The following is a 25,717-nucleotide window of genomic DNA, read 5'->3' as shown; positions in this document are numbered from 1 at the left end:
GAGGGATTCCGTGGACATTACCCAACTGCTCGCGTTCAGCGTCAAGAACAAGGCCTCCGACCTGCACCTCTCCGCAGGCCTGCCGCCCATGATCCGGGTCCACGGCGATGTGCGGCGCATCAACGTCGATGCGCTGGACCACAAGACGGTGCATGCCATGGTGTACGACATCATGAGCGACGCGCAGCGCAAGACGTATGAAGAGTTTCTGGAAGTCGACTTCTCGTTTGAAATCGAAGGCCTGGCACGTTTTCGCGTCAACGCCTTCAACCAGAACCGGGGCGCCGCCGCCGTGTTCCGGACCATTCCAAGCAAGATCCTGACGCTGGAGCAGCTCAACGCACCCAAGATCTTCGGCGACCTGGCCCTCAAGCCGCGCGGCCTGGTGCTGGTGACCGGACCTACGGGCTCGGGCAAATCCACCACGCTCGCGGCCATGGTGAACTACCTCAACGAAACCGAATACGGCCACATCCTCACGGTGGAAGACCCGATCGAGTTCGTGCACGAATCCAAGAAGTGCCTGATCAACCAGCGCGAAGTGGGGCCGATGACGCTGTCGTTCGCTGCGGCGCTGAAGTCCGCACTGCGCGAAGACCCAGACGCCATTCTGGTGGGTGAAATGCGCGACCTCGAAACCATCCGCCTGGCCATGACGGCGGCGGAAACGGGCCACTTGGTGTTTGGCACACTGCACACCTCCAGCGCTGCCAAGACGATTGACCGGATCATCGACGTGTTCCCGGCCGAAGAAAAGGAAATGGTGCGTGCGATGTTGTCCGAATCGCTGCAGGCCGTGATCTCGCAGACACTGTGCAAAACCAAGGACGGCTCGGGCCGCGTGGCCGCGCACGAGATCATGCTGGGCACCAGCGCCATCCGCAACCTGATCCGCGAGGCCAAGGTGGCGCAGATGTACTCCACCATCCAGACCAGCAACAGCGTGGGCATGCAGACGCTGGACCAGAACCTCACCGACCTCGTGCGCCGCAACATCATCAGCCCGGCCGAGGCCCGCAGCAAGGCCAAGATCCCCGAGAACTTCCCTGGCTGAGTCCCGCGCAGCACACACCCATGAACGACTTTGCGGCCCCGGCAGGCGCCGCATACCGGAGCCCGATATGAAAGGCATTCTGAGCCTTCTGAAAATGAAAACCCGGGGCGGCAAGCCTGCGGAGGACCACACGGATTCCGTGCTGTTCTCCACGGCCTTTGCTGGCCAGGGCGTAGACGATTCGATGCTGGTGCCCTGGGAGGCACGTGCCGTGGAAGTAGGCGCCAAACGCCTGCCCACCAGCCGAGGCGGCAAGCTGCTGCAAGGGCTGTGGGCCAAGGACAAGTACATGGCGCACCTGGACAAGGACGCCGTGGAGCGCATGGAGCGCTTCTTCGAATTTGCGGCCATCCCGTCCAACCGCGATGTGATCCGCCAGGACGAGTACGGCAATTTCATGGTGGTGCTGCTCACGGGCACTATCGCCGTGGACCGTGTGCAGCCCTGGGGCGAGCAATTGCGCCTGGCCGAGACGCGGCCCGGTGACATCCTGGGAGAGATGTCGTTGCTCGACAGCGGCATCCGCTTTTCGGCCTGCACCACGCTCACTGACTGCGAGATCGCCGTGCTGAGCGCCGAAGCCATGGACGACATGATGACCAAGGACCCGCAGCTTGCAGCCAGCCTGATTGCACTGCTGGCCCGCAAGCTGTCGCTGCGCCTGCGTGTGGTGAGTGCGCGCCTGAGCGACAACCACAAGTAATGATGCGCCACGACAAGATCAATGATCGTCCAGCCGACGAACAGCCCCGGGAGAACTTCTGATGGAACGCGATCAGGCCAGTAAATTCATCAATGACCTGCTCAAGTTGATGGTGGGCCGCAACGGCAGCGACTTGTTCATCACCGCAGACTTTCCACCCGCCATCAAGGTGGATGGCAAGGTGACCAAGGTGTCGCCCCAGCCCCTCTCCCCCAACCACACGCTCACGCTGGCGCGAGCCATCATGAGCGACAAGCAGGTGGCCGACTTTGAACGCACCAAGGAGTGCAACTTCGCCATCTCGCCCTCCGGCATCGGCCGCTTTCGCGTCAACGCCTTCATCCAGCAAGGACACGTGGGCATGGTGATGCGGACGATTCCGCTCACGCTGCCCACCATCGACGGCCTGGGCGTGCCGCAGGTGCTCAAGGAAGTAACGATGACCAAGCGCGGCCTGTGCATCCTGGTGGGTGCCACGGGCTCGGGCAAATCGACCACGCTGGCCGCCATGGTGGACTGGCGCAACGAGAACTCGTTCGGCCACATCATCACGGTGGAAGACCCGGTGGAATTCGTGCACCCACACAAGAACTGCGTGGTCACGCAGCGCGAAGTGGGGCTGGATACCGACAGCTGGGAAGCGGCCCTCAAGAACACGCTGCGCCAGGCGCCCGACGTGATCCTGATGGGCGAAATCCGCGACCGCGAGACCATGGAACATGCCGTGGCCTTTGCCGAAACCGGCCACCTGTGCCTGGCCACGCTGCACGCCAACAGCGCCAACCAGGCGCTGGACCGCATCATCAACTTCTTCCCTGAAGAGCGCCGCGCGCAGCTGCTGATGGATTTGTCGCTGAACCTGCGCGCCATGGTCTCGCAGCGCCTGATCCCCAAGCAGGACGGCAAGGGCCGTGCGGCTGCGGTGGAGATCATGCTGAACACGCCGCTGATCTCCGACCTGATCTTCAAGGGCGATGTCTCCGAGATCAAGGAGATCATGAAAAAGAGCCGCAACCTGGGCATGCAGACCTTTGACCAGGCGCTGTTCGACCTGTACGAGGCACACGTGATCAGCTACGAAGACGCGCTGCGCAACGCCGACTCGCTCAATGACCTGCGCCTGCAGATCAAGCTCAACAGCCAGCGCGCCAAGTCGCCAGACCTGGCTTCGGGCACCGAGCATTTCGCGATAGTCTGACGAAGCCCCCCTGAGTCGCCTGCGGCGCCTTCCCCCGAGGGGGACGCCACCAGTGGCCGGGCAAAGCCCGTTCCACGGTGGCACTGGCGAGGCCTCGCCCTTGGCATGCGTCTTGGGGCGCTTGAGGCTCAGGGCTTTCGGCACGCGCCTTTGCCCCCGCGTTCGTCGGTTTCCTCCCCCGGTTTTTCGTTTCACCCTTTTTCTGCCCACCGCCCATGCCAAGCACCAACCCCCGCAACTACGACGCCACCCCTTCCCGCAAGGTCGCCTTTCTGGGCCTGGGCGTGATGGGCTACCCGATGGCAGGGCACCTTGCCCTGGCCGGGCATGAAGTCACGGTTTACAACCGCACTGCTACCAAATCAATAGCTTGGTGCGCAGAGTACGCAAGCGCCAAGGCCCCAAAACATGCTGCAACGCCGCGCGAGGCCGCTGCCGGGGCAGACATCGTGTTCTGCTGCGTGGGCAACGACGATGACCTGCGCTCTGTGACGCTGGGTGCGGACGGCGCCTTTGCGGGCATGAAGCCGGGTGCGATTTTTGTGGACCACACCACGGCATCGGCCGAGGTGGCGCGCGAGCTGTACGCAGCCGCCCAGGCGTTGGGCCTGCAGTTTGTGGATGCCCCCGTGTCGGGCGGCCAGGCTGGCGCGCAGAACGGCCTGCTCACCGTAATGTGCGGCGGCGATGCCGCAGCCTTCGAGGCAGCCCAACCCGTAGCCATGGCGTTCTCGCGTGCCTTTACGCTGCTGGGTGCCAGTGGCTCGGGCCAGCTGGCCAAGATGGTCAACCAGATCTGTATTGCCGGGCTGGTGCAGGCCCTGTCCGAGGCCGTGGCCTTTGGCCAGAACGCGGGGCTGGACATGAAACAGGTCCTCGACGTGATCGGCAAAGGCGCCGCCCAAAGCTGGCAGATGGACAACCGTGGCAAGACCATGGTGGACGGCAAGTTCGACTTTGGCTTTGCCGTGGACTGGATGCGCAAGGACCTGGGCCTGGTGCTCGATGAGGCCAAGCGCAACGGTTCACGCGTGCCGGTGACGGCCCTGGTGGACCAGTTTTATGCCGATGTGCAGAAAATGGGGGGCAACCGCTGGGATACATCGTCCCTCATCCAGCGGTTGAAATAGGCTCCCCCCTGAGTCGCTTCGCGCCTTCCCCCCTGAGGGGGGACGCACCCGGTGGCCCGGCAAAGCCGGTTCCACGGGCGCGCTGGCTTGTGCAGCGCCGGTTTCACGCCGCAGCGCGCGGGGCAAAATCCCCAAGAAAAAATCCCGGGCCGCAGGATGCGGGCCGGGATTTTTGCTGCACGGGTGGTTGGCTGTGCTGGCCGCCAAGCCTGCTAAACGGCCTTCAGCCCCCAGAGGGCTTGGTGTCATCCGTGGTGACGGGTGCAGGCTGCGGAGCGATGCGGCGCAGTTCTTCTTCCGAGACAATCTCGAACACACGCACCACCTTGCTCACGCCGCTCACCCCGCGCGCAATCTCGGTGGCCCGGTTGGCTTCGCGCTGCGACACACGGCCCATCAGGTAGACAACGTTGCGCTCGGTCACCACCTTGAAGGAATTGGCCGAGATGTCCTGCGCGTCCACAAGGCTGGCGCGGACCTTGCCGGTGATGAAGGTGTCGTTGGAACGCTGGCTCAGGGTGCTGGAGAAGGTGGTGATGGTCAGGTCGTTCACCACCGAGCGCACGTTCTCCACCTGCGACACCAATTGCTCGACGGCCTGGCGCTCCTGCGCATTGGGGACTTCGCCGGTCAGCAGGGCCTGGCGGTTGTAGCTCGTCACGTTCACGTGCACGCGGTCGCCAAACGTCTCGCGGATACGGTTGGCCGCGCGCAGTTCGATGCCTTCATCCTCGATCTGGGTGCCCGCCGTGCGGCGGTCCACGGCCATCACGCCACCCACCACGGCGCCCCCGACGATCAGCGGCGCGCAGGCCGACAGGCCTGCAGCGAGGGCGGCAGCGGCCAGCACGGTGCACACCGTGCGCTGGGTACGGTTCATGGTTGTTTGCTTCATAGCGGATTCTCCTGTTCACCAAGTAACTGGGCGTCCACACCATCGCTCAGGCAATGCAGCACCAGGGCATGGACTTCGCGCACGCGCGCTGCGCGGTCGTGGGGCACGCTGATCAACACGTCGGTTTCGCGCAGCATGGCGGCAAGCTTGCCGCCGGTGCGGCCGGTCAGCACCACCACGGTCATGTCGCGCTCGTGGGCGGCTTCGGCAGCGGCCAGCAGGTTGGCGTCGTTGCCGGACACCGACAGTGCCAGCAGCACGTCACCGGCCTGGCCGAGCGCACGCACCTGGCGGGCAAACTGCTGGGCGGCGTCGTGACTGCCTCCTGTGGCGGCCGTCAGCAGCGTGCTGTCCGAGGTCAGGGCCAGCGCTGCCAGCTCGGGGCGTTCGCGCTCGAAACCCGCCACGCAAAACGCAGCGAACTGCTGCGCCTCGGCGGCCGAGGGGCCGTTGCCACAGGCCAGCACCTTGCCGCCGCTGGTCACACAGGCCAGGACGGCCTGCACGGCGGCGGCGATGGGATGGCTCAAAACCTGCGCGGCCTGGTACTTCAGGTCGGCGCTGTCGATGAAATGCTGTTGGATGCGTTGCTCAAGCATGAGGGCTCGATGATACCCGCCGCGTGTTACAGCTTTTGTAGCAAACCGTAGTCACTGGCATTGCTTTGGAGCCCGAATGGGGGACAGGGAACGGATGGGGTCACTGCGCATCAAAGGCCGCCTTGAGCCACTGCACCGAAGCCTCGACCAGCACCACATCAAACCGGCAGGGCGGCGGCGACGGCAGGCGCAGCAGGTAGTGCCGGGCCGCAAAAATGATGCGCTGCTGCTTGGTGGCACCGATGCTGGCCCCCGCGCCGCCAAACGCACTGCCCGCCCGGCTGCGCACTTCGACAAACACCAGCGTGCCGTCGCGCTCGCGCATGACCAGATCAATCTCGCCACCGCCGCGTCCGGGCGTCCGATAATTGCGCACCACCAGTTGCAGGCCAGCCGCCTGCAGATGGGCCAAGGCCTGGTCCTCCGCCACATTGCCGCGTTCGCGCGTGGTGGCGGCGGGGGCAGCCGGGCCAGAGCCCCCCGCCGGTTTTCTCTTTCCAAGGAATTTCATTGAGCGCATCTTTCGCTTCAGCCCAGGGCGCCGCGCGCGAAGCGGCGGCTGCGCAGCATTATCCCGAGGGCGCCTTGTATGTGGTGGCCACGCCCATCGGCAACCTGGCCGACATCACCCTGCGCGCGCTGCACGTGCTGCAAATGGCCGACACCGTGGCCTGCGAAGACACGCGCCACACGCAGTCCATGCTGCGCGCCTACGGCATCGACAAGGGCGCCGCACAGCTGCTGGCGGTGCACCAGCACAACGAGGCGGAGGCCGCGCAGAACGTGGTGCAGCGGCTGCAGCTGGGCCAGCGCGTGGTCTACGTGAGTGACGCCGGCACGCCCGGCGTGAGTGACCCTGGCGCCCGGCTCGTGGCCGCCGTGCAGGCGGCGGGCCTGCGGGCCGTGCCCCTACCCGGCGCCAGCAGCATCACCACAGCGCTGAGCGTGGCAGGCGCAGTGGCCCACAGCACTGAACATGGCGGTTTTGTGTTCGCAGGGTTTCTACCCGTGAAGAACGCCGAACGCGCCACGGTGATTGCGCAGCAGCTGGCCCTGGAGCCGCGCTGCGTGGTGCTGCTTGAAGCCCCCCACCGCATCAACGAGCTGGCCCAGGCCCTGGCGGTGCTGGGTGATCGTCCGGTAACGCTGGCACGGGAGCTGACCAAGCAGTTCGAGGACGTGACCACGCGGCCCGCCCGGGAGCTGACAGCCTGGCTGGACGGCGCACCCCAGCGCTCGCGCGGCGAGTTTGTGGTGCTGCTGCACCCGGTGGCGGTGGCCAGCGACGATGGCGCCAGCCTGCGGGTGTTGCGCCTGCTGGTGCAGGAGCTGCCGCTGAAAACCGCCGTGCGCCTGGCTGCCGAGATCACGGGTGCATCACGCAATGTGCTGTACGACACGGCCCTGGCGTGGAAGCGCAGCGGCGCGAGCGGGGAAGATGAGGACGAAGCAGGCGACGCCGGGAGCTGATAACACCTCGGGTTTCGGGCCAAATTGGCACCTGGCGCTTGATGGACAAGCGCTGATAGCTATATTTTTAATAGCATTTCATCCGCCACAGCGAATCCACCACCGGCCCTGGTGCCGCCCCCCCCCTCCAGATCTATCGCCCTGACACCGCCAACCCGGCCGCCACCCCGCCAAACAAATCGCCTTCCACCTGGGGAGTGTCGGGAAACGCCGCTTTGAGCGCCTGCCGCAGCGGCCGCAGGGCCGACGAGCCCCCGGTGAGATAGATCGCATCCAGCCCCTGCACACCCAGGCCCGCCAGCTGCACACATTCCTGCGCGCAGGCGACCACCTGTTCGAGGGGTTGCAACAGAAACTGCGCCAGCCCCTCGGGAGTGACGGCGGCGCCCAGCCCGGCCTCGATCCAGTCCAGCGGCATGGGCGCTTCGGCATCGGCCAGCGAGGCCGCAATCTTGGCCTGCTCCACCGTGTTGGCCATGCGGTGCCCCAGGCGCTCGTGCAGCACCCGCATGAGCCGCGCGTGCAGCCGTGCATCGGAATAGTCGGTGCGCAGGTTCTGCGCATCGCGCAGTGCACGCGGCGAGTACAGCCACTGGATCAGGTGCCAGGTGGACAGGTCAAAAAACACCCGGCTGGGCACCTCGCGCCCCGTGGGCCCGGTGTGCCGAAACCCGAGCAAGGGCATCAACAGGTCCAGGCTCAGCCGCCGGTCAAAGTCGGTGCCACCCACGTGCACGCCGGTGGTGGCCAGCACATCGCTGCCGCGCTCGGCACGCGCCATGCGCTCCGGCCCCAACCGCACCACTGTGAAGTCCGAGGTACCTCCCCCAATGTCCACCACCAGCACCAGCGACTCGTGCGCGATACGCTGCTCGTAGTCCAGCGCTGCGGCAATCGGCTCCAGCTGGAACGACACCTCGGCAAACCCCGCATCCAGCGCAGCCTGGCGCAACGCATCTTCCGCCTGCTGATCGCGGTCGGCATCCCCATCCACAAAATGCACCGGCCGCCCCATCACCACACGGGCAGGCATGCCGCCCAGCTCATCGCGCGCCTTTTGCACCAGCATGCGCAAGAAGAGGCTGATGATGTCCTGGTAGCTCACCATCTTGTTGTGCACCGCCGTCTTGTCCTGCAGCAGCGCACTACCGAGCAGGCTCTTGAGCGACCGCATCAGGCGCCCCTCGGTGCCTGCCAGATACTGGCCCACGGCATCGCGACCAAAGTGCGTGCGGTGATCCTCTGCGTTGAAGAACAGTGCGGTGGGCAGTGTGTGCGCACTCCCTTCCAGCGCAATCATCCGCGCCAAACCCGACCCCTGGCGCACGGCCATCGCGGAGTTGGAAGTGCCAAAGTCGATACCGAGGGTGGTGTCCTTCAGGAGGGGCATGGGTGAAGTGTCGAAGCGATGAGGAAGTGTTCAACGCACACCGGCCACAGCCTCGGTGAACGCAAACATCGGATGCGGCGCTGCGGCGAGAAGAATGCTCTGGGCAGCTTGGTGGCGCGACAGGAGACCCGTCCAAAGCCCCTCCGAGGCACGACCCAGCGCCGTGGACACCGCATGCACAATGGAAAAAGCCCTTGATTAGCAAAAATCAAGGGCTTTTATTTGGTGGCCTGGGGCGGAATCGAACCACCGACACAAGGATTTTCAATCCTCTGCTCTACCGACTGAGCTACCGGGCCTGAGCCTCAAATTATAACCAGAAAAAAAGGCTGTTTTGGCGAAACCGCCAATAATTTCTTGCAAGCCTACCCGCGTTTGCCCCGGCCGAGATCGACCCCCAGCTGGCGCAGCTTGCGATAAAGGTGCGTGCGCTCCAGGCCCGTCTTTTCGGCCACGCGCGTCATGGAACCGCCTTCGCGGGCCAGGTGGAATTCGAAATAGGCTTTTTCAAAACCATCGCGCGCTTCGCGCAGGGGGCGGTCCAGGTCAAACCCCTGGTGCGCGTGCGGGCCAGCCTCGACGCCAGCCATGATGGCCGACACAGCAGGCAGTTGCGAAAACGTGGGGTCGGCCGGGGTATGGACGGGCGCTGGGGCCGCAGCCACCGGGGCGGACTGGTGGGCAGCGTTGCGTGCCAGGCCCTGCTCCACCGCCTTGAGCAGCTTTTGCAGGGTGATGGGTTTTTCAAGAAACGAGAAGGCGCCGATCCGGGTGGCCTCTACGGCGGTGTCGATGGTGGCGTGGCCACTCATCATGATCACGGGCATGGTCAGCACGCCCGCTGTTGCCCATTCCTTGAGCAACGAAACCCCGTCGGTGTCCGGCATCCAGATATCGAGCAGCACGAGGTCGTAGGTGTTGCCTGCCCGGGCCGTGCGCGCCTGGGTGGCGTTTTCTGCGAGGTCTACGCTGTGACCTTCGTCGTTCAGGATTTCCGACAGCAGATCACGAATGCCGAGCTCATCGTCGACCACCAGAATGTTTGCCATGTGTGTTGAAGCGCCTTGGGGTACTGCGGGGCGGTGTTGTTATGACGCCACCGCTGGTTCAGGGGCGAATGATAACGACACTTGGGCCCCCCGCAATACGCCATCTTCGGTCCGATTCGACAAGTCAATGCGCGCACCGTGCTCATCGGCAATCTTTTTGACCACGGCCAGACCCAGGCCGGTGCCCCGGGGCTTGGTGGTGACGTAGGGCTCGAAGGCGCGCTGCAGGATGTGCGCAGGAAAGCCCCCCCCGCTGTCAGAAACCGTGAGCCGCACGCGGCGCGAGGACTCACTCCAGCGAGTGCTGATGCGTACCGGAGGCACGGGCTCCGAGGTTCCAGCGCGCGCCTGCTCGGTGGCGTCTTGCGCGTTTTGCAGCAGGTTGTGCACAACCTGCCGCAGCTGCTGCGCATCGCCTGCGATAGAGGGGCAACGAGGGTCCAGCTCGGCTTCTACGCGCACGGCGGCGTTCTCTTCGCCGTAAAGATGGAGCACGTCGGCCACCAGGGCATTGAGGTCCAGTGCATGGAGTTCTGCAGCAGGCAGGCGTGCGTAATCGCGGAATTCGTTGACCAGCCGCTTCATCGCATCGACCTGGTCCACGATGGTCTTGACGGACTTGGCGAGGATGGCCTGTTCAGGGCCGGGCAGCTTGCCAGAGAGCTTCATTTCCAGCCGCTCCGCAGACAGCTGGATGGGGGTGAGCGGGTTCTTGATTTCGTGCGCCAGGCGCCGCGCCACCTCACCCCAAGCCTGCGCGCGCTGGGCAGAAACAATTTCCGAAATGTCGTCAAAAACCAACAGTCTGGCCGAATCGGGCAGTTCGGCACCCCGCGCGACGAGGCTGGTAGCGTGTTGCCCGACGCCGCCAGAAGACGCATGCAGCTCAAAAGGCTGCTGCCAGTGGTCCAGTCCATGGCGTTCGTGGTCGCCCAGGAAAGCGTCGAAGTGCCCTTGCACCGACGCCGCAAACTCGGCGAGCCCTGGCACTTCCGACAGGGGTCGCCCCTCATAGGCCGCCATCGGTGCCCGCAGGATGCGGGTGGCCCCCGGATTGGACGATCGGATCAAACCTTGGGCATCCAGCACGATCACCCCCGCCGTGAGGTTGTCCAGGATGGTCTGCAGGTTGGCGCGTGCGGCATCGACCTCGCCCATGCTCTGCTCCACGGCATGGCGGGCGTCGGACAACTGCTGGGTCATCAGTGCAAAAGAGCGTGTGAGTCCACCCAGCTCATCCTTGCCCTGCAATGCAGCCTTGGGGCTGAGATTGCCAGCAGCCACCTCGCGCACCCCCTCGGCCAGCACCAGCAGCGGGCGGGCCAGCTGGTTGCCCAGCAGCACCGCCAGCAAAACGGCACCAAAGACAGCCAGGAACAGGCTCAGCGTAAGCGTGCCCACATACATGCGCCGCAGCCCCCCACGGGCCAGGGCTCGCTCCTGGTATTCGCGGTTGGCCTCCTGCACGGCAATGGCGTTGGCCACCAGCGCAGGCGGCAGGGGCAACGTGGCCTGCAGGTATCGGGGCTCCACGAGCAAGCCGACGCTGGGGCTGCTGACCAGCGCCAGCACTTTGACGCGCGCATTCTGTGCCGCGGCAGGGTCCGAAATATCGTCCAGGCCCTCGATCTGCGCGGTGGCGCGCTGCTGCCGCACGGTGCGCAGCAACGCCACGCCGGGCCGGTCAGGGTTCAGGCTAAAGCGCGATTGACCTGCACTGGCTACCGCCTGGCCCGCAGCATTCCAGAGCACGACATCGGTGGCTCCCAGCTGGTCGCGGATGCGCTCCAGCACCAGACCAGCCGCAGCATCAGGCACCTGCGCCACTTGGGCACTGGCATTGCGCGCTTTTGAGGCCATGTCGGCGGCCAGTGAATCCAGCGACACACGGGCCAGGTTCACCCCCGCTGAAAGAGCGCCCTCCACTTTCACATCGAACCAGCTCTCAATGGAACGCGTGACAAACTGGTAGGACACCACATAGATCAGCAGCCCCGGCATCAGCCCCACCAGCGCAAAGATGGCCGCAAGCTTGACCAGCAGTCGACTGCCAAAGCGCCCTTTGCGCAAGCGCATGCCCAGGCGCACCGCCACCCACACAAGCACGGCCAGCAGCAGCACGGCCACCAAAACGTTCACGCCAAAGAGCCAAGCGTAGTTGCGCTCGTACAGCGCGCGGTTGTTGGTGGCCAGGGTGAGCAGGAACAACAGCACCATGCCGATAGCCGACATGATGGCGGCCCCAACCCCCACGGCCCAGCGCACGGCGCGCGACTGGCGTGCGGCGGCATGGGCCGACGCGGAAGCTCCCGTCTGGGAAGACTCTGGAGGGCTCACTTGGCGACGGTCTCTGCAGTCAGGCGTTGGCTGCGGGACACCAGGAGATTCCAGCCCGAGCGCCCCACGGCCCCGATCTGGAAGGGTCGGGGCAACTGCGACATGTCAAGCCGAAACCGGAAATTGACCGTATGGACGGCATCTGACTCAATGACATCGCGTTCAGCGATCTTCCATCGCGAAATGCGCTGAATGGCCGACAACGCATCGGCATAACTGTCAAAATTCTGCCCCAAAACCACACCCAGGCCACTGTTGGTGAAAGGTACCGGGGAGATGTTCAGACGCCAACGTCGCGTCAACGGCTGGTAACTTAGCCGCAGATAGCGGGTGGTTTCAGCCACTTGGCGGTCAGACCAGTACCAGCGGTCTCGCAAAACCTGGGCCTCGGCCACGAAGAACATAGGAATGCCCTTGTACAGCGCATCCTCGGCAAGCTCCGGCAGCACAAATTGCAGTGTGGTGCTGAGGTAGAGGCCATCCTCGGCACGGTCCAGCCGAAGTTCGCCCACCTCGGGGTCCACCGGCTGACCAGCGATAGCCGACTGCACCATTGCGGCCCATGCCACCAAGAGAAAGAGCGCACAGATCGCCACCCAACGAGCCCCACGGAACTCATTGCGGCGATTTTTGCAACAGTGCGTAAAAAAATCCGTCGTGGTCACCCGACTGATTGTCCGGGACAGCTCCGGGCTTGTCCCCGTTGGCGGGGATTAAATGACCCGGCGACGGCAGCAATTGCGCATCGGTGTTGTGTGCAAGAAACGTTTGCACCTGGTCGTCGCCTTCGGCACGGAACACGGAACACGTGCAATACAGCAGCCGTCCGCCAGGGCGCAACAGGGGCCACAGGGTCTTGAGCAACCGGGCCTGCAGGCCTGCAAGCTGCGCAATATCGCTCTCGCGGCGCAGCCAGCGCACATCCGGATGGCGGCGCACGATGCCCGAGGCCGTGCAGGGCGCATCCAGCAAGATGGCATCGAACTGCGCACCATCGCAATGCTGCTGCCACCAGTCTTGCGGATGCGCCGCATCAGCCACCACCACTTGGGCGCGCAGCCCCAGGCGCTGCAAGGTCTCACCAATGCGCGCGCTGCGGGTGGCATCGATCTCCAGCGCAGTGACCTGTATCGGCGCACCAACGCCTGCCCACTCCAGAAGGTGGGCGGTTTTACCCCCGGGCGCCGCACAGGCGTCGAGCACCCGCACAGGCCGGGTGAGGTCCAGACCTTCAAGCAACAGGGGCGCAGCCATCTGGGCTGCGGCATCCTGCACCGAGACCCAGCCCTCTTCAAACCCCGGCAGCGATTGCACGGGCACGGGGTGCTGCAACACCAGTCCTACACTCCCAGACGGAATTGCTTCCAAATTGATAGCTTCCAGCGCTTTCTGGTAAAGCGCTAGAGTGCTTTTTTGTGCATTGACTCGCAGCGTCATCGGTGCGTGGGTATTGTTGGCCTGCAGAATCTGCTCCCAGTGGTGGGGATGGTCCTTGCGCAGGCGCTCGACCCACCACACCGGATGGTTCCAACGGGCCAGCGGATCGCCATCGGTGCGGGCAACCAGCGCTTCGCGTTCGCGCAGAAAGCGGCGCAAGCAACCGTTGAGGAATGAAGCCTGCGCACGCGTGGACGCGCTGCGTTTGGCCGCTTCCACCACCTGGTTCACCAAGGTGAACGGCTCGTACGGCGACTCCTCAGGGTTCCAGCACAGCGCCAGCGCCGTACACAACAGCGCATCCGGGGCCGGTGGAGGCGTGCGTGCAACCATCTGGCGGCGCAACGCCTCCGCCCGTCCGGCCTGGCGCAGCACCTGAAACAGGAGAGACTGCACCCCAGGGCGCAGAGCTGTGTCTACCGCCGCCAGTGCTGCGGTGCCCGACTGCCCGGAGCGAATGGCCTGCAAGGCACTGGCCACAGCCTCCAACTGTTGCCATAGCGCCACGGGCTGACCGCCCGTCCCCGGGCGACTGGCGCCGCCCGGGCCGGAAAGCGTCCGGTCACGGGCTGGCGCATTGTTGGCTCGGTCGGCTCGCTTGTTAGGCCCGGGGCGGGACGCAGGGCGTGGGGGTTGTTGTCGTGGTGCGGGTGGGTTCATTGTGGTCCTGGCAACCTTTCTACAGCCTGCGGGCGGCCTTGAATCCGAACACCCAGGCCAGCAGGTTGGCTGGAAACTGGGCAATGGCAGCGTTGTAGTGCAACACCGCTTCGTTGAAAACACGCATCGCCTGGTCGTTCTGCAGAACATGCTCGTCCCACCGAACCTGCCACAGAGATGGGGACACGGGCGGCGCGTCCGCAGCGGCGGTAGCCACAGACGTCTGCGCGCGGGTCGCTTGCCCACTGTTGTGTGTGGCCTTCTGCCAGGACGCATGGAGCACCTCGCGCGCTGCCGCCAAGGCGGCCACCGCGTCTGGCTGCAAGGGACGCGCCCGCGCCATGGCCAAGGATGCGCTCAGCTGGGTGGTGGCGCCTTGCAGTGCCGCCATCTCTGGCTCCGTGCCACCTGCCGAGGGGGCCTGCTGTACGGCTTGCGCCGCACCATACTCACCCATCAAAGACAGCTGGCGCACCATGTGAGCGTCAAAGCTGCCAAACGCCTGCACAACGGCCGAGCGCAGCCGCATCAGGCGGTTGTAGGCGCCCAGCGCCCAAAAAGCGGCAATGGCAAAAACAATCCAGAAAAGGGGCGATGACCACATGCACAGTTGCCGTCCTCGCGTGCACCACGCGTTACGGCCCGATAAGGAAATGAGGGAGAAAGGCGAAGACTACGAAAGATCGAAGTGCGGGTTCCAGAAAAAAGCTCCCGGCCTGCCAGGGACAGGACGGGAGCTTTTCAGAGGCGGCCCGAAGGCTTAGTCAGCGGCTGCGTCGGTCGCGGTGGAGGTGCTGCCCTCGACTTCCGTTGCTTCACCCTGGGCTTCCATCTCGGCGGCTTCGGCTTCGGCAATGGCGCGGCGCTCAGCGTCGTCCATGGCGTCCTTGGCCTTGCGTGCCTGGTGATAGGCCATGCCGGTACCGGCCGGGATCAGGCGACCCACGATCACGTTTTCCTTCAGGCCACGCAGCTCGTCGCGCTTGCCCATGATGGCAGCCTCGGTGAGCACGCGGGTCGTTTCCTGGAAGGAAGCGGCCGAGATGAACGAGTCGGTCGACAGCGAAGCCTTGGTGATACCCAGCAGCAGGTTGCTGTAGGTCGCGGGGATCTTGCCTTCGGCCTGCAACGCATCGTTGGTGTTGAGGATCTCGGAACGCTCGATCTGTTCACCGGCGATGTAGTTGGACTCGCCAACGTTCTCGACCACGACGCGGCGCAGCATCTGGCGAACGATCACCTCGATGTGCTTGTCGTTGATCTTCACACCCTGCAAGCGGTACACATCCTGCACTTCATCAACGATGTAGCGCGACAGCTCTTCGATACCCAGCAAACGCAGGATGTCTTGTGGGTCGGCCGGGCCGTCCACAATTGATTCGCCCTTGTTCACCACCTGGCCTTCGTGCACCAGGATGTTCTTTTCCTTGGGCACGAGTTCTTCGAACACATGGCCTTCAGGGTCGGTGATCTGCAGGCGGACCTTGCCCTTGGTTTCCTTGCCGAACGACACGGTACCTGTCATCTCGGCCAGCGTGCCCTTGTCCTTCGGCGTACGGGCTTCGAACAGCTCGGCCACACGGGGCAGACCGCCGGTAATGTCGCGGGTCTTCTGACCTTCGACCGGAATACGCGCCAGCACTTCGCCGGGGCCCACATCCTGGCCGTCGCGCACCTGGATCAGAGCGCCGACCTGGAAGCCGATGGTCACCGAGTGGTCGGTGCCAGGGATCTTCACTTCGTTGCCCTGGGCGTCGATCAGCTTCACCTGCGGGCGCACGACCTTGGCAGCGCCACGGCGCTTCGGATCGATCACCACCAGCGTGGACAGGCCGGTCACTTCGTCGACCTGCTTGGCCACCGTGAGACCTTCTTCGACGTTCTCGAACTTGGTCTGACCGGCGAACTCGGTGATGATGGGGCGCGTCAGCGGATCCCAGTTGGCGAGGATAGTGCCAGCCTTGATGGTCTGGTCGGCCTTCACCGTCAGCGTTGCACCGTAAGGCACCTTGTGGCGTTCGCGCTCGCGGCCATGCTCGTCGTGGATGATGATTTCACCCGAACGCGCAATCACCACCAGCTCACCCTTGGTGTTGCTCACGTAGCGCATCGTGGCGTTGAAGCCGATCACGCCGTTGGACTTGGCTTCCACGCTCGATGCGATGGCAGCGCGCGATGCGGCACCACCGATGTGGAACGTGCGCATGGTCAGCTGCGTGCCGGGTTCACCGATGGACTGGGCAGCAATCACACCCACGGCTTCGCCGAGGTTGATCAGGCCGCCACGGCCCAAGTCGCGGCCATAGCACTTGGCGCACAGGCCGTAGCGGGTTTCGCAGGTCAGTGCCGTGCGAACCTTCACTTCGTCCACGCCAGCCGCTTCGAGTTCTTCGATGAGGTCTTCGTCGAGCATGACACCCGCCGAGACCAGCACCGAGCGGTTCTCGGGGTGCAGCACGTCTTCAGCCGCCGTGCGGCCCAGGATACGGTCGCGCAGCGATTCGATCACTTCACCGCCTTCGACGATGGCGCGCATCAGCGAGCCATTGGAAGTGCCACAATCTTCTTCGGTCACCACCAGATCCTGCGTCACGTCCACCAGACGGCGGGTCAGGTAACCCGAGTTGGCGGTCTTCAGCGCCGTGTCGGCCAGACCCTTACGGGCACCGTGGGTGGAGATGAAGTACTCCAGCACGTTTAGACCTTCGCGGAAGTTCGCGGTGATAGGCGTTTCGATGATCGAACCGTCTGGCTTGGCCATCAGACCCCGCATACCGGCCACCTGACGAATCTGGGCTGCAGAACCGCGAGCGCCAGAGTCGGCCATCATGTAGATGGAGTTGAAGGACTCCTGGTCCACTTCCTTGCCGTGGCGGTCCATGACCTTCTGCTTGGACAACTGGGCCATCATCACCTTGGACACTTCGTCGCCGGCCTTGCCCCAGATGTCCACCACCTTGTTGTAGCGCTCGCCAGAGGTGACCAGACCGGACACATACTGCTGTTCGATCTCCTTCACTTCCTTCTCGGAACGCTCGATGATGCCGGCCTTTTGTGGCGGCACCAGCATGTCATCAATGGCGATCGAGATGCCGGCGCGCGTGGCCAGACGGAAGCCGTTTTGCAGCAGCTTGTCGGCGAACACGACCGTTTCCTTCAGACCGCACTTGCGGAACGAGACGTTGATCAGGCGCGAGATTTCCTTCTTCTTGAGCGCCTTGTTCATGTTGGAGAACGGCAGGCCCTTGGGAAGAATCTCGGACAGCAGCGCACGGCCGGCCGTGGTTTCCACGAGCGAGGTGGACGGAACGAATTCGCCCGTTTCCTTGTTCTTGGTCCACTCGGTCATGCGCACCGTGATCTTGGCGGCCAGTTCGACCTCGCCAGCGTCCAGAGCACGTTGCACTTCTCCGGTATCGGCAAACACCAAGCCTTCACCCTTGCCGTTGATGCGATCGCGGGTGGCGTAGTACAGGCCCAGCACCACGTCCTGCGAAGGAACGATGGAGGGTTCGCCCGACGCAGGGAACAGCACGTTGTTGGAGGCCAGCATCAGCGTGCGGGCTTCCATCTGCGCTTCCACCGACAGCGGGACGTGGACAGCCATCTGGTCACCGTCGAAGTCGGCGTTGAAGGCCGCGCAAACGAGGGGGTGCAGCTGAATGGCCTTGCCTTCGATCAGGATGGGCTCAAAGGCCTGGATACCCAAACGGTGCAGCGTAGGCGCACGGTTCAGCATCACGGGGTGCTCTTTGATCACCTCTTCCAGGATGTCCCACACCACGGGGGTGCCGGATTCGACTTCCTTCTTGGCGGCCTTGATCGTCGTCGCGATGCCCATGGCTTCGAGGCGCGAGAAGATGAAAGGCTTGAACAGCTCCAGCGCCATCAGCTTGGGCAGGCCGCACTGGTGCAGCTTGAGCGTTGGGCCCACGGTAATCACGGAACGACCGGAGTAGTCCACGCGCTTGCCCAGCAAGTTCTGGCGGAAACGGCCGGACTTGCCCTTGATCATGTCGGCCAGCGACTTCAGCGCGCGCTTGTTGGCGCCCGTCATGGCCTTGCCACGGCGGCCGTTGTCCAGCAGCGAGTCAACAGCTTCCTGCAGCATCCGCTTTTCGTTGCGGGCGATGATTTCAGGGGCCTTCAGCTCCAGCAGGCGGCGCAGACGCGAGTTGCGGTTGATGACGCGGCGGTACAGGTCGTTCAGGTCGGAGGTCGCAAAGCGGCCGCCGTCCAGCGGCACCAGCGGACGCAGGTCCGGTGGCAGCACGGGCAGCACTTCGAGCACCATCCACTCGGGCTTGATGCCCGACTTCTTGAACGCTTCCAGCACCTTCAGGCGCTTGGCGTTCTTCTTGACCTTGACTTCAGAGCCGGTGAGGTCGCCACGCAGGCGCTCAATCGACATGTCGATGTCGATGGATTCCAGCAGGTCCTTGATACCCTCAGCGCCCATCTTGGCGATGAATTCATCGCCGTATTCCTTGCGCTTGGCGTCGTAGTCGTCCTCGGACATGATGCTGAACTTCTTCAGCGGCGTCATGCCGGGGTCGGTCACCACATAAGCTTCAAAGTACAGCACGCGCTCAATGTCGCGCAGCGTCATGTCCAGCACCAGGCCCAGACGCGATGGCAGCGACTTCAGGAACCAGATGTGGGCGCAGGGCGCGGCCAGGTCGATGTGGCCCATGCGCTCGCGGCGCACCTTGGTCTGCGTGACCTCAACGCCGCACTTCTCGCAGATCACGCCGCGGTGCTTGAGGCGCTTGTACTTGCCGCACAGGCATTCGTAGTCCTTGATGGGACCAAAAATCTTGGCGCAGAACAGGCCGTCGCGCTCGGGCTTGAAAGTGCGGTAGTTGATGGTTTCGGGCTTCTTCACTTCGCCAAAAGACCACGAACGGATCTTTTCGGGAGAAGCCATGCCGATGCGGATGGCATCGAAATGCTCGTCCGGCGTGAATTGCTTGAACAGGTCGAGTAGCGATTTCATAGTGACTCTTTCCTTTTCTGCTTAGGAGCGTTCCAGCTCGATGTCCAGGCCCAGCGAACGGATTTCCTTGACCAGCACGTTGAACGATTCCGGCATGCCGGCTTCGATGGCGTGTTCGCCCTTGACAATGGATTCGTACACCTTGGTACGGCCCACCACGTCGTCGGACTTCACGGTCAGCATTTCCTGCAGGACGTAGGCGGCGCCGTATGCTTCCAGCGCCCACACTTCCATTTCCCCGAAACGCTGGCCACCAAACTGCGCCTTACCACCCAGCGGCTGCTGCGTGACGAGCGAGTAAGGACCGGTCGAGCGGGCATGCATCTTGTCGTCCACCAAATGGTGCAGCTTCAGGTAGTGCATGTAACCAATGGTGGTCGGACGCTCAAAGCGCTCGCCCGTACGGCCATCGAACAGGTACGCCTGCGTGCGGGTGGGCGTGAGGCCCTTGCGCTCTGCAATGTCGTCTGGGTAGGCGATCTTGAGCATGTCCTTGATTTCTTCTTCCGAAGCACCATCGAACACGGGCGTCGCATAAGGCACACCGTTGGTCAGGTTGGCAGCCATGGCCATCACGTCGTCATCGCTGAGCAGCGACAGGTCTTCCGTGCGGCCGCGCGAGTTGTACACCTCTTCGAGGAACTTGCGCATGTCGGCGGCCTTGGCCTGTTCCTGCAGCATGTTGCCGATGCGTTGGCCAATGCCCTTGCCGGCCCAGCCCAGGTGGACTTCCAGCACCTGACCAATGTTCATCCGCGAGGGCACGCCCAGCGGGTTCAGAACGATATCGGCAGGTGTGCCGTCAGCCATGTAAGGCATGTCTTCGACCGGAACGATCTTGGAGACCACACCCTTGTTACCGTGGCGGCCGGCCATCTTGTCACCTGGCTGCAGACGGCGCTTGACGGCCAAGTACACCTTGACCATCTTCAGCACTCCAGCTGGCAACTCGTCGCCTTGCGTGAGCTTCTTGCGCTTTTCTTCAAAAGCCAGGTCGAAGCTGTGGCGCGTCTGCTCCAGCGCGTTCTTGATGGACTCAAGTTGCGTAGCTACTTCGTCTTCAGCCGGGCGGATGTCGAACCAGTGGAACTTCTCGACGGAAGACAGGTAGGCCTTGTCGATCTTCGTGCCCTTGGCCAACTTCTGCGGGCCGCCGTTGGCCACACGGCCGTTCAGCAGCTTTTCGATACGGTCGAAGGCGTCAGCCTCCACGATGCGCAGCTGGTCGTTCAGGTCCAGGCGGAAGCGCTTGAGTTCATCGTCGATGATCTGCTGGGCGCGCTTGTCGCGCTGGATGCCTTCGCGGGTGAAGACCTGCACGTCGATCACGGTGCCCGACGAGCCCTGGTCCACGCGCAGCGAGGTATCCTTCACGTCGGAAGCCTTCTCGCCGAAGATGGCGCGCAGCAGCTTCTCTTCAGGCGTGAGCGTCGTTTCGCCCTTGGGCGTGACCTTGCCGACCAGCGTATCGCCAGGCTGCACTTCGGCGCCCACGTAGATGATGCCGGACTCGTCCAGGCGGTTCAGTTGCTGCTCAGACAGGTTCGGAATGTCGCGCGTGATTTCTTCAGCGCCCAGCTTCGTGTCACGCGCCATGACCACGAGTTCCTCGATGTGGATCGAGGTATAGCGGTCTTCGGCCACCACGCGTTCGGAGATCAGGATCGAATCTTCGAAGTTGTAGCCGTTCCAAGGCATGAACGCGATCAGCATGTTCTGGCCGATGGCGATTTCGCCGAAGTCCGTCGATGCGCCGTCGGCGATCACGTCACCCTTGACCAGCATGTCGCCCTTCTTGACGATGGGGCGCTGGTGGATATTGGTGTTCTGGTTGGAACGCTGGTACTTGATGAGGTTGTAGATGTCCACACCCACTTCACCGGCCACGGCTTCGGCATCGTTGACGCGGATCACGATACGGGTCGCATCCACATAGTCCACCACACCGCCACGGGTCGCCGTCACGACGGTGCCCGAGTCCACGGCAGCCACGCGCTCGATGCCCGTGCCCACCAGCGGCTTTTCAGGACGCAGCACTGGCACGGCCTGGCGCGACATGTTGGCGCCCATCAGCGCGCGGTTCGCATCATCGTGTTCCAGGAAGGGCACCAGCGAAGCCGCGACCGACACGATCTGCGCGGGCGACACGTCCATGTACTGCACGCGGTCTGCACCACACAGAATGGATTCACCCTTCTCACGGGCAGACACCAGATCACCCGTCAAACGGCCATCCTTGTCGAGCACGGCGTTGGCCTGCGCGATCACGTACTTGCCTTCTTCGATGGCCGAGAGGTAGTCGATCTCGTTCGTGACCTTGCCATCCACCACGCGACGGTAAGGGGTTTCGATGAAACCGTACTCGTTCAGCCGAGCGTACAGAGCCAGCGAGTTGATCAGGCCGATGTTCGGGCCTTCAGGCGTTTCGATAGGGCAGACGCGGCCGTAATGGGTTACGTGCACGTCGCGCACTTCGAAGCCTGCGCGTTCGCGGGTCAGACCACCCGGGCCCAGGGCGGAAACACGGCGCTTGTGCGTGATTTCGGCGAGCGGATTGGTCTGGTCCATGAACTGCGACAGCTGCGACGCGCCGAAGAATTCCTTCAGGGCAGCCGAGATCGGCTTGCTGTTGATCAGGTCGTGGGGCATCAGCGGCTCTTGCTCGGCCTGGCCCAGACGTTCTTTCACCGCCTTTTCGATACGTGCCAGGCCCGTGCGGTACTGGTTTTCGGCCAGTTCGCCCACGCAACGCACGCGGCGGTTGCCCAGGTGATCGATGTCATCGACTTCGCCGTTGCCGTTGCGCAGGTCCACCAGAATCTTGACCACAGCCAGGATGTCTTCGTTAGACAGCACCATGGGGCCAGTGGATTCGTCGCGGCCAATCTTGGCATTGAACTTCATGCGGCCCACACGCGACAGGTCGTACGTGTCGGGGTTGTAGAACAGGCGCTGGAACAGGGCCTGCACGGCGTCTTCCGTTGGCGGCTCGCCAGGGCGCATCATGCGGTAAATGGCCACGCGTGCAGCAAATTCGTCCACCGTTTCGTCGATGCGCAGGGTCTGCGACATGTACGCCCCCTGGTCGAGTTCATTGGTGTAGATGCACTGTACGTCTTGCACACCAGCGCTGCGCAGCTTCTTGAGCAGCGCTTCGGTCAGCTCGTCATTGGCCTTGGCGATGATCTCACCAGTGTCCGCATCCACAATGTTGCGGGCCACGACACGACCGATCAGGAAGTCTTCCGGCACGCTGATGTGCGTCGTGCCAGACTGTTCCAGTTCGCGGGTGTGGCGAGCCGTGACACGCTTGTCCTTGGCCACAACAACCTTGCCAGACTTGTCGGTGATGTCAAAACGGGCCACTTCACCACGCAGACGCTCGGACACAAATTCCATTTGTGCACCGCTGTCCATCAGACGGAAGTTATCGTTGACGAAGAAGTTCGCCAGGATAGATTCTGGATTCAGGCCGATGGCCTTGAGCAGGATCGTGACCGGCATCTTGCGGCGACGGTCCACGCGGAAGTACAGGATGTCCTTGGGGTCGAACTCGAAGTCGAGCCACGAACCACGGTAAGGAATGATGCGTGCAGAGAACAGCAGCTTGCCCGAGCTGTGGGTCTTGCCCTTGTCATGCTCGAAAAATACACCCGGCGAACGGTGCAGCTGCGACACGATCACACGCTCGGTGCCGTTGATGATGAACGAGCCCTTGTCGGTCATCAAAGGCACTTCACCCATGTAGACCTCTTGCTCCTTCACTTCCTTGACCACCTTGGACTGCGAGGTCGAGGACTCGCGGTCATAAATGATCAGTTGCACCTTGGCGCGCACGGCCGAGGCGAAAGTCAGACCACGGGTCTGGCACTCGCGCACATCAAAAGCCGGCTTGGCCAGGTTGTATTCAATGAACTTCATCTCCACAAAACCGTTGTGGGAGACGATAGGAAAGGCAGCGTCGAATGCAGCCTGAAGGCCTTCGATGGTTCTTTTCTGGGGTGCTTTATCAGCCTGCAAGAAAGCGGTGTAGGCGTCCTTCTGCATCTGCAGCAGATAAGGAACTTCGAGCACGCTATCGCGGGTGCCGAAACTTTTGCGAATTCGCTTGCGTTCGGTGTAGGAATAGGCCATGAGATCTCCGGGCAAAGACATGAGTCCTGGGTCTTCGACGACTGACCCGCAAGGAGCGCTGTCCTTACGGGCTTGGCGGTTGGCCACTACCAACCATGGCGGACGGTGATGCGTTGCACATCACCCGAACCAAGGCGTCTTCTGCTGTCGGGGTTGTCAGAAGACACTCAAAAACCAGCGTTTGCACGGCGGCTTTCGGGTGCGCTCTGAAAGCACCAAAGGCTGGAGGCCCTTTGAGGAGCACTCCAGCCCTTGAGCAAGACCGAATTACTTGAGTTCGGCCTTGGCGCCGGCTTCCACCAGCTTCTTGACGGCTGCTTCGGCGTCGGCCTTGGCAATGCCTTCCTTGACGTTCTTGGGAGCGCCGTCCACCAGATCCTTGGCTTCCTTGAGGCCCAGGCCGGTGATTTCGCGCACTGCCTTGATGACGGACACCTTGTTGGCGCCGGCTTCGGTCAGCACCACGTTGAATTCCGTCTTTTCTTCAGCAGCAGCAGCGCCAGCGCCACCACCAGCGGCAGCAGGAGCAGCCATGGCTGCAGCGCTCACGCCAAACTTCTCTTCAATGGCCTTCACCAAGTCATTGAGTTCCAGAACCGTCATGCTGTCCAGCGCGGTCAAAAATGCGTCTTTATCGAATGCCATTTTGATTTCCTAACAATTGTGTTGGTTGTCTGCCGGGCTATCAAGCCGCAACAGGTTCGGCGGCCGGTGCGGCTGCGCCTTCGCCTTTTTTCGCCGCCAGTGCGCCCAGCACAACGGCCGTACGCGACATGGGGGACATAAGCAAGCCACAAATCTGAGCCAGCAGAACTTCCTTGGAAGGAATGTTGGCCAGTTGCTTAACGCCGTTCACGTCCAGGGCCTTACCACCGAAAGCGCCACCGCGAATCACCAGCTTGTCGTTGGTTTTCGCAAAGTCAGCCACCACTTTCGCGGCAGCCACGGCGTCTTCGGAGAAGCCATAGATCAGAGGACCGGTCATCTGGTCAGCCACCACGTCAAACGCGCTGCCAGCCACAGCACGGCGGGCCAAAGTGTTCTTCAGAACACTCAGGTTCACGCCCTTGCTGCGAGCTTCCACACGCAGTTTGGTCATGTCGGCGACCGTGATGCCACGGTATTCCGCGATCACAAGCGTTTGAGCTTTAGCGGCGAGGCTGGTCACTTCACTGATGACCGCTTCTTTCTCACTGCGATTAAGACTCAAGGTCTACTCCTTAAATTGTGCATTCAGGCTTGCGCCCTCGTACACGCTCTTGTTGCAGCGACCAACTGTTTCGGAATGAATTCCATCTGCAGCGGGATCGCCATCTGCGTTGGCCCCGGAGGGATTAAGTGCAAGGCAGCACACCAACGGTCTTGGATGGCCTGGAGATGGTTGTTGCACCACCCCAGCCCACCACATCAGGCCCTTGCAGGCCCGAAGATTTTTTACCGCAATTACGCTGCGATGGATTGTGTGTCCACGCGGACGCCAACGCCCATCGTGGAGGACACAGCGACCTTGCGCAGGTACAGACCCTTGCTCGAAGCAGGCTTGGCCTTGTTCAGAGCGTCGATCAGTGCAGCCAGGTTACCTTGCAGCTTTTCATTGTCGAACGAGCGGCGGCCAATAGTGCTGTGCACGATACCGGCCTTGTCCACACGGAACTGCACCTGACCAGCCTTGGCGTTCTTCACAGCCGTAGCCACGTCGGGAGTAACCGTGCCCACCTTGGGGTTTGGCATCAGGCCACGTGGGCCAAGGATCTGACCCAGGGTACCCACAACGCGCATGGCGTCAGGAGCAGCGATCACCACATCGAAGGGCATGTCACCAGCCTTCACCATGGCAGCCAGGTCATCCATGCCAACGATGTCAGCGCCAGCAGCCTTGGCTTCTTCCGCCTTGGCACCTTGCGCAAAGACGGCCACACGGGTCGTCTTGCCAGTACCGTTGGGCAACACTACAGCGCCACGCACCACCTGGTCGGACTTCTTGGCATCAATGCCCAGCTGAACAGCCACGTCGATGGATTCATCGAACTTAGCAGTAGCAGCTTCCTTCACCAGAACCACGGCATCTGCAAAGGCGTACAGCTTGGTGCTGTCAACCTTGCCCTGCAGGGCCTTTTGCTTTTTTGTCAACTTGGCCATTTACAAACCCTCCACCGTCACGCCCATCGAGCGAGCGGAACCAGCCAGCGTACGGACAGCAGCGTCAACATTCGCAGCATTCATGTCCTTCATCTTGGTCTTGGCGATTTCTTCGAGCTGTTCGCGCGTGATCTTGCCAACCTTGGTCTTCAGCGGATTGGAAGAACCCTTTTCGAGCTTGATAGCCTTCTTGATCAGAGTCGTCGCAGGCGGCGTCTTGATGATGAAGGTAAAGCTCTTGTCCGCGAACGCCGTGATGACCACGGGCAGTGGCAGACCTGGCTCCACACCTTGGGTCTGCGCATTGAATGCCTTGCAGAACTCCATGATGTTGAGACCACGTTGACCCAGTGCTGGGCCGATGGGTGGGGATGGATTGGCCTTACCAGCTGGAACTTGCAGCTTGATAAAACCGACGATTTTTTTCGCCATGTTTTACTCCTTACGGGTCATAACGCTGTTGTCGCACCACGCAACAACTGGCTCCCCGGGGTTAACGACTCGCTATCACGATGTTCGCACCGAG

The 25,717-nt window shown here is 62.7% G+C and carries 20 protein-coding genes and 1 tRNA gene; 5 read left to right on the top strand and 16 right to left on the bottom strand.

Translation table 11 applies throughout. The features are described 5' to 3' along the window. Positions 1–10 precede the first annotated feature (10 nt). From C8C94_RS20730 to C8C94_RS20715, 4 genes are all read left to right on the top strand, one after another. Positions 11–1,054: a type IV pilus twitching motility protein PilT gene (locus C8C94_RS20730; protein ID WP_055398404.1), complete on the top strand. Its 1,044-nt coding sequence runs from the start codon at positions 11–13 to the stop codon at positions 1,052–1,054. A gap of 67 nt (positions 1,055–1,121) precedes the next feature. Further along, the gene (locus C8C94_RS20725; RefSeq protein ID WP_055398403.1) at positions 1,122–1,757 is read left to right on the top strand and encodes a Crp/Fnr family transcriptional regulator; all 636 of its coding nucleotides are present in this window, start codon (positions 1,122–1,124) and stop codon (positions 1,755–1,757) included. A 61-nt stretch (positions 1,758–1,818) separates the two neighbouring features. Next, positions 1,819–2,955: a PilT/PilU family type 4a pilus ATPase gene (locus C8C94_RS20720; protein ID WP_121422036.1), complete on the top strand. Its 1,137-nt coding sequence runs from the start codon at positions 1,819–1,821 to the stop codon at positions 2,953–2,955. Between the two features lie 215 nt (positions 2,956–3,170). Continuing rightward, positions 3,171–4,085, top strand: a complete 915-nt coding sequence (locus C8C94_RS20715; protein WP_055398401.1) for an NAD(P)-dependent oxidoreductase — start codon at positions 3,171–3,173, stop codon at positions 4,083–4,085. A gap of 223 nt (positions 4,086–4,308) precedes the next feature. On the opposite strand, the gene C8C94_RS20705 is transcribed toward C8C94_RS20715, so the two are convergent. From C8C94_RS20705 to C8C94_RS20695, 3 genes are all read right to left on the bottom strand, one after another. Beyond that, on the bottom strand, positions 4,309–4,980 hold the full coding sequence (locus C8C94_RS20705; RefSeq protein WP_055398400.1) for a BON domain-containing protein: 672 nt from the start codon (positions 4,978–4,980) through the stop codon (positions 4,309–4,311). Beyond that, positions 4,977–5,579 carry an SIS domain-containing protein gene (locus tag C8C94_RS20700; RefSeq protein ID WP_121422035.1) on the bottom strand — a complete coding sequence of 201 codons (603 nt, stop codon included), beginning with the start codon at positions 5,577–5,579 and terminating at the stop codon, positions 4,977–4,979. Before C8C94_RS20700 ends, C8C94_RS20705 begins: the two co-directional genes overlap by 4 nt. Positions 5,580–5,679: 100 nt before the next feature. Continuing rightward, positions 5,680–6,090 (bottom strand): YraN family protein, encoded by a 411-nt coding sequence (locus C8C94_RS20695; protein WP_121422034.1) that lies wholly within the window; start codon positions 6,088–6,090, stop codon positions 5,680–5,682. Here C8C94_RS20695 and rsmI point away from each other — a divergent pair. Then, positions 6,090–7,049 (top strand): 16S rRNA (cytidine(1402)-2'-O)-methyltransferase, encoded by a 960-nt coding sequence (rsmI, locus tag C8C94_RS20690; protein ID WP_121422033.1) that lies wholly within the window; start codon positions 6,090–6,092, stop codon positions 7,047–7,049. The two genes, C8C94_RS20695 and rsmI, sit on opposite strands and share 1 nt — an antisense overlap. 133 nt (positions 7,050–7,182) lie before the next feature. On the opposite strand, the gene C8C94_RS20685 is transcribed toward rsmI, so the two are convergent. The 13 genes from C8C94_RS20685 to rplK all read right to left on the bottom strand — a co-directional run bounded on the left by C8C94_RS20685 (position 7,183) and on the right by rplK (position 25,623). Continuing rightward, positions 7,183–8,439, bottom strand: a complete 1,257-nt coding sequence (locus C8C94_RS20685; RefSeq protein WP_121422032.1) for an Hsp70 family protein — start codon at positions 8,437–8,439, stop codon at positions 7,183–7,185. Positions 8,440–8,662: 223 nt separating this feature from the next. Beyond that, a tRNA-Phe gene (locus tag C8C94_RS20680) sits at positions 8,663–8,738 on the bottom strand. 66 nt (positions 8,739–8,804) lie between these two features. Then, complete coding sequence (locus tag C8C94_RS20675) at positions 8,805–9,488, bottom strand: response regulator (protein WP_121422031.1); 684 nt, start codon at positions 9,486–9,488, stop codon at positions 8,805–8,807. A gap of 39 nt (positions 9,489–9,527) precedes the next feature. After that, complete coding sequence (locus tag C8C94_RS20670; RefSeq protein WP_121422030.1) at positions 9,528–11,825, bottom strand: ATP-binding protein; 2,298 nt, start codon at positions 11,823–11,825, stop codon at positions 9,528–9,530. Then, positions 11,822–12,379: a DUF4390 domain-containing protein gene (locus tag C8C94_RS20665; protein ID WP_121422029.1), complete on the bottom strand. Its 558-nt coding sequence runs from the start codon at positions 12,377–12,379 to the stop codon at positions 11,822–11,824. The genes C8C94_RS20670 and C8C94_RS20665 overlap by 4 nt, the downstream gene beginning before the upstream one ends. 61 nt (positions 12,380–12,440) lie before the next feature. Continuing rightward, positions 12,441–13,769 carry a 16S rRNA (cytosine(967)-C(5))-methyltransferase RsmB gene (rsmB, locus tag C8C94_RS20660; protein WP_121422028.1) on the bottom strand — a complete coding sequence of 443 codons (1,329 nt, stop codon included), beginning with the start codon at positions 13,767–13,769 and terminating at the stop codon, positions 12,441–12,443. Positions 13,770–13,941: 172 nt separating this feature from the next. Beyond that, on the bottom strand, positions 13,942–14,526 hold the full coding sequence (locus C8C94_RS20655) for a LemA family protein (RefSeq protein ID WP_121422027.1): 585 nt from the start codon (positions 14,524–14,526) through the stop codon (positions 13,942–13,944). A 156-nt stretch (positions 14,527–14,682) separates the two neighbouring features. After that, positions 14,683–18,918, bottom strand: coding sequence for a DNA-directed RNA polymerase subunit beta' (gene rpoC, locus C8C94_RS20650; protein ID WP_055398513.1), 4,236 nt, complete (start codon positions 18,916–18,918; stop codon positions 14,683–14,685). A 21-nt stretch (positions 18,919–18,939) separates the two neighbouring features. Continuing rightward, positions 18,940–23,052, bottom strand: a complete 4,113-nt coding sequence (gene rpoB, locus C8C94_RS20645; protein WP_055398512.1) for a DNA-directed RNA polymerase subunit beta — start codon at positions 23,050–23,052, stop codon at positions 18,940–18,942. 267 nt (positions 23,053–23,319) lie between these two features. Continuing rightward, complete coding sequence (rplL, locus tag C8C94_RS20640) at positions 23,320–23,697, bottom strand: 50S ribosomal protein L7/L12 (RefSeq protein WP_008907085.1); 378 nt, start codon at positions 23,695–23,697, stop codon at positions 23,320–23,322. A 40-nt stretch (positions 23,698–23,737) separates the two neighbouring features. Continuing rightward, on the bottom strand, positions 23,738–24,262 hold the full coding sequence (gene rplJ, locus C8C94_RS20635) for a 50S ribosomal protein L10 (RefSeq protein WP_055398511.1): 525 nt from the start codon (positions 24,260–24,262) through the stop codon (positions 23,738–23,740). Positions 24,263–24,495: 233 nt separating this feature from the next. Continuing rightward, entirely contained in the window at positions 24,496–25,191 is a 696-nt protein-coding gene (rplA, locus tag C8C94_RS20630; RefSeq protein WP_055398510.1) for a 50S ribosomal protein L1, read from the bottom strand. Next, the gene (gene rplK, locus C8C94_RS20625) at positions 25,192–25,623 is read right to left on the bottom strand and encodes a 50S ribosomal protein L11 (protein ID WP_010467238.1); all 432 of its coding nucleotides are present in this window, start codon (positions 25,621–25,623) and stop codon (positions 25,192–25,194) included. Positions 25,624–25,717 lie beyond the last annotated feature (94 nt).

Origin of the sequence: Acidovorax sp. 94 (assembly GCF_003634645.1) — a bacterium.
Taxonomy (GTDB): Bacteria; Pseudomonadota; Gammaproteobacteria; order Burkholderiales; family Burkholderiaceae_C; genus Acidovorax; species Acidovorax facilis.
Note: the sequence above shows the minus strand (reverse complement) of the source record. Positions and strands in the feature narration are given on the sequence as shown.

What these genes read in the sequence shown, in the direction of transcription:
- C8C94_RS20725 (WP_055398403.1), top strand. Translation starts at nt 1,122, where the DNA reads ATGAAAGGCATTCTGAGCCTTCTGAAAATGAAAACCCGGGGCGGCAAG.
- C8C94_RS20720 (WP_121422036.1), top strand. Translation starts at nt 1,819, where the DNA reads ATGGAACGCGATCAGGCCAGTAAATTCATCAATGACCTGCTCAAGTTG.
- C8C94_RS20715 (WP_055398401.1), top strand. Translation starts at nt 3,171, where the DNA reads ATGCCAAGCACCAACCCCCGCAACTACGACGCCACCCCTTCCCGCAAG.
- C8C94_RS20705 (WP_055398400.1), bottom strand. Translation starts at nt 4,980, where the DNA reads ATGAAGCAAACAACCATGAACCGTACCCAGCGCACGGTGTGCACCGTG.
- C8C94_RS20700 (WP_121422035.1), bottom strand. Translation starts at nt 5,579, where the DNA reads ATGCTTGAGCAACGCATCCAACAGCATTTCATCGACAGCGCCGACCTG.
- C8C94_RS20695 (WP_121422034.1), bottom strand. Translation starts at nt 6,090, where the DNA reads ATGAAATTCCTTGGAAAGAGAAAACCGGCGGGGGGCTCTGGCCCGGCT.
- C8C94_RS20685 (WP_121422032.1), bottom strand. Translation starts at nt 8,439, where the DNA reads ATGCCCCTCCTGAAGGACACCACCCTCGGTATCGACTTTGGCACTTCC.
- C8C94_RS20675 (WP_121422031.1), bottom strand. Translation starts at nt 9,488, where the DNA reads ATGGCAAACATTCTGGTGGTCGACGATGAGCTCGGCATTCGTGATCTG.
- C8C94_RS20665 (WP_121422029.1), bottom strand. Translation starts at nt 12,379, where the DNA reads ATGGTGCAGTCGGCTATCGCTGGTCAGCCGGTGGACCCCGAGGTGGGC.
- C8C94_RS20655 (WP_121422027.1), bottom strand. Translation starts at nt 14,526, where the DNA reads ATGTGGTCATCGCCCCTTTTCTGGATTGTTTTTGCCATTGCCGCTTTT.
- rpoC (WP_055398513.1), bottom strand. Translation starts at nt 18,918, where the DNA reads ATGAAATCGCTACTCGACCTGTTCAAGCAATTCACGCCGGACGAGCAT.
- rpoB (WP_055398512.1), bottom strand. Translation starts at nt 23,052, where the DNA reads ATGGCCTATTCCTACACCGAACGCAAGCGAATTCGCAAAAGTTTCGGC.
- rplL (WP_008907085.1), bottom strand. Translation starts at nt 23,697, where the DNA reads ATGGCATTCGATAAAGACGCATTTTTGACCGCGCTGGACAGCATGACG.
- rplA (WP_055398510.1), bottom strand. Translation starts at nt 25,191, where the DNA reads ATGGCCAAGTTGACAAAAAAGCAAAAGGCCCTGCAGGGCAAGGTTGAC.
- rplK (WP_010467238.1), bottom strand. Translation starts at nt 25,623, where the DNA reads ATGGCGAAAAAAATCGTCGGTTTTATCAAGCTGCAAGTTCCAGCTGGT.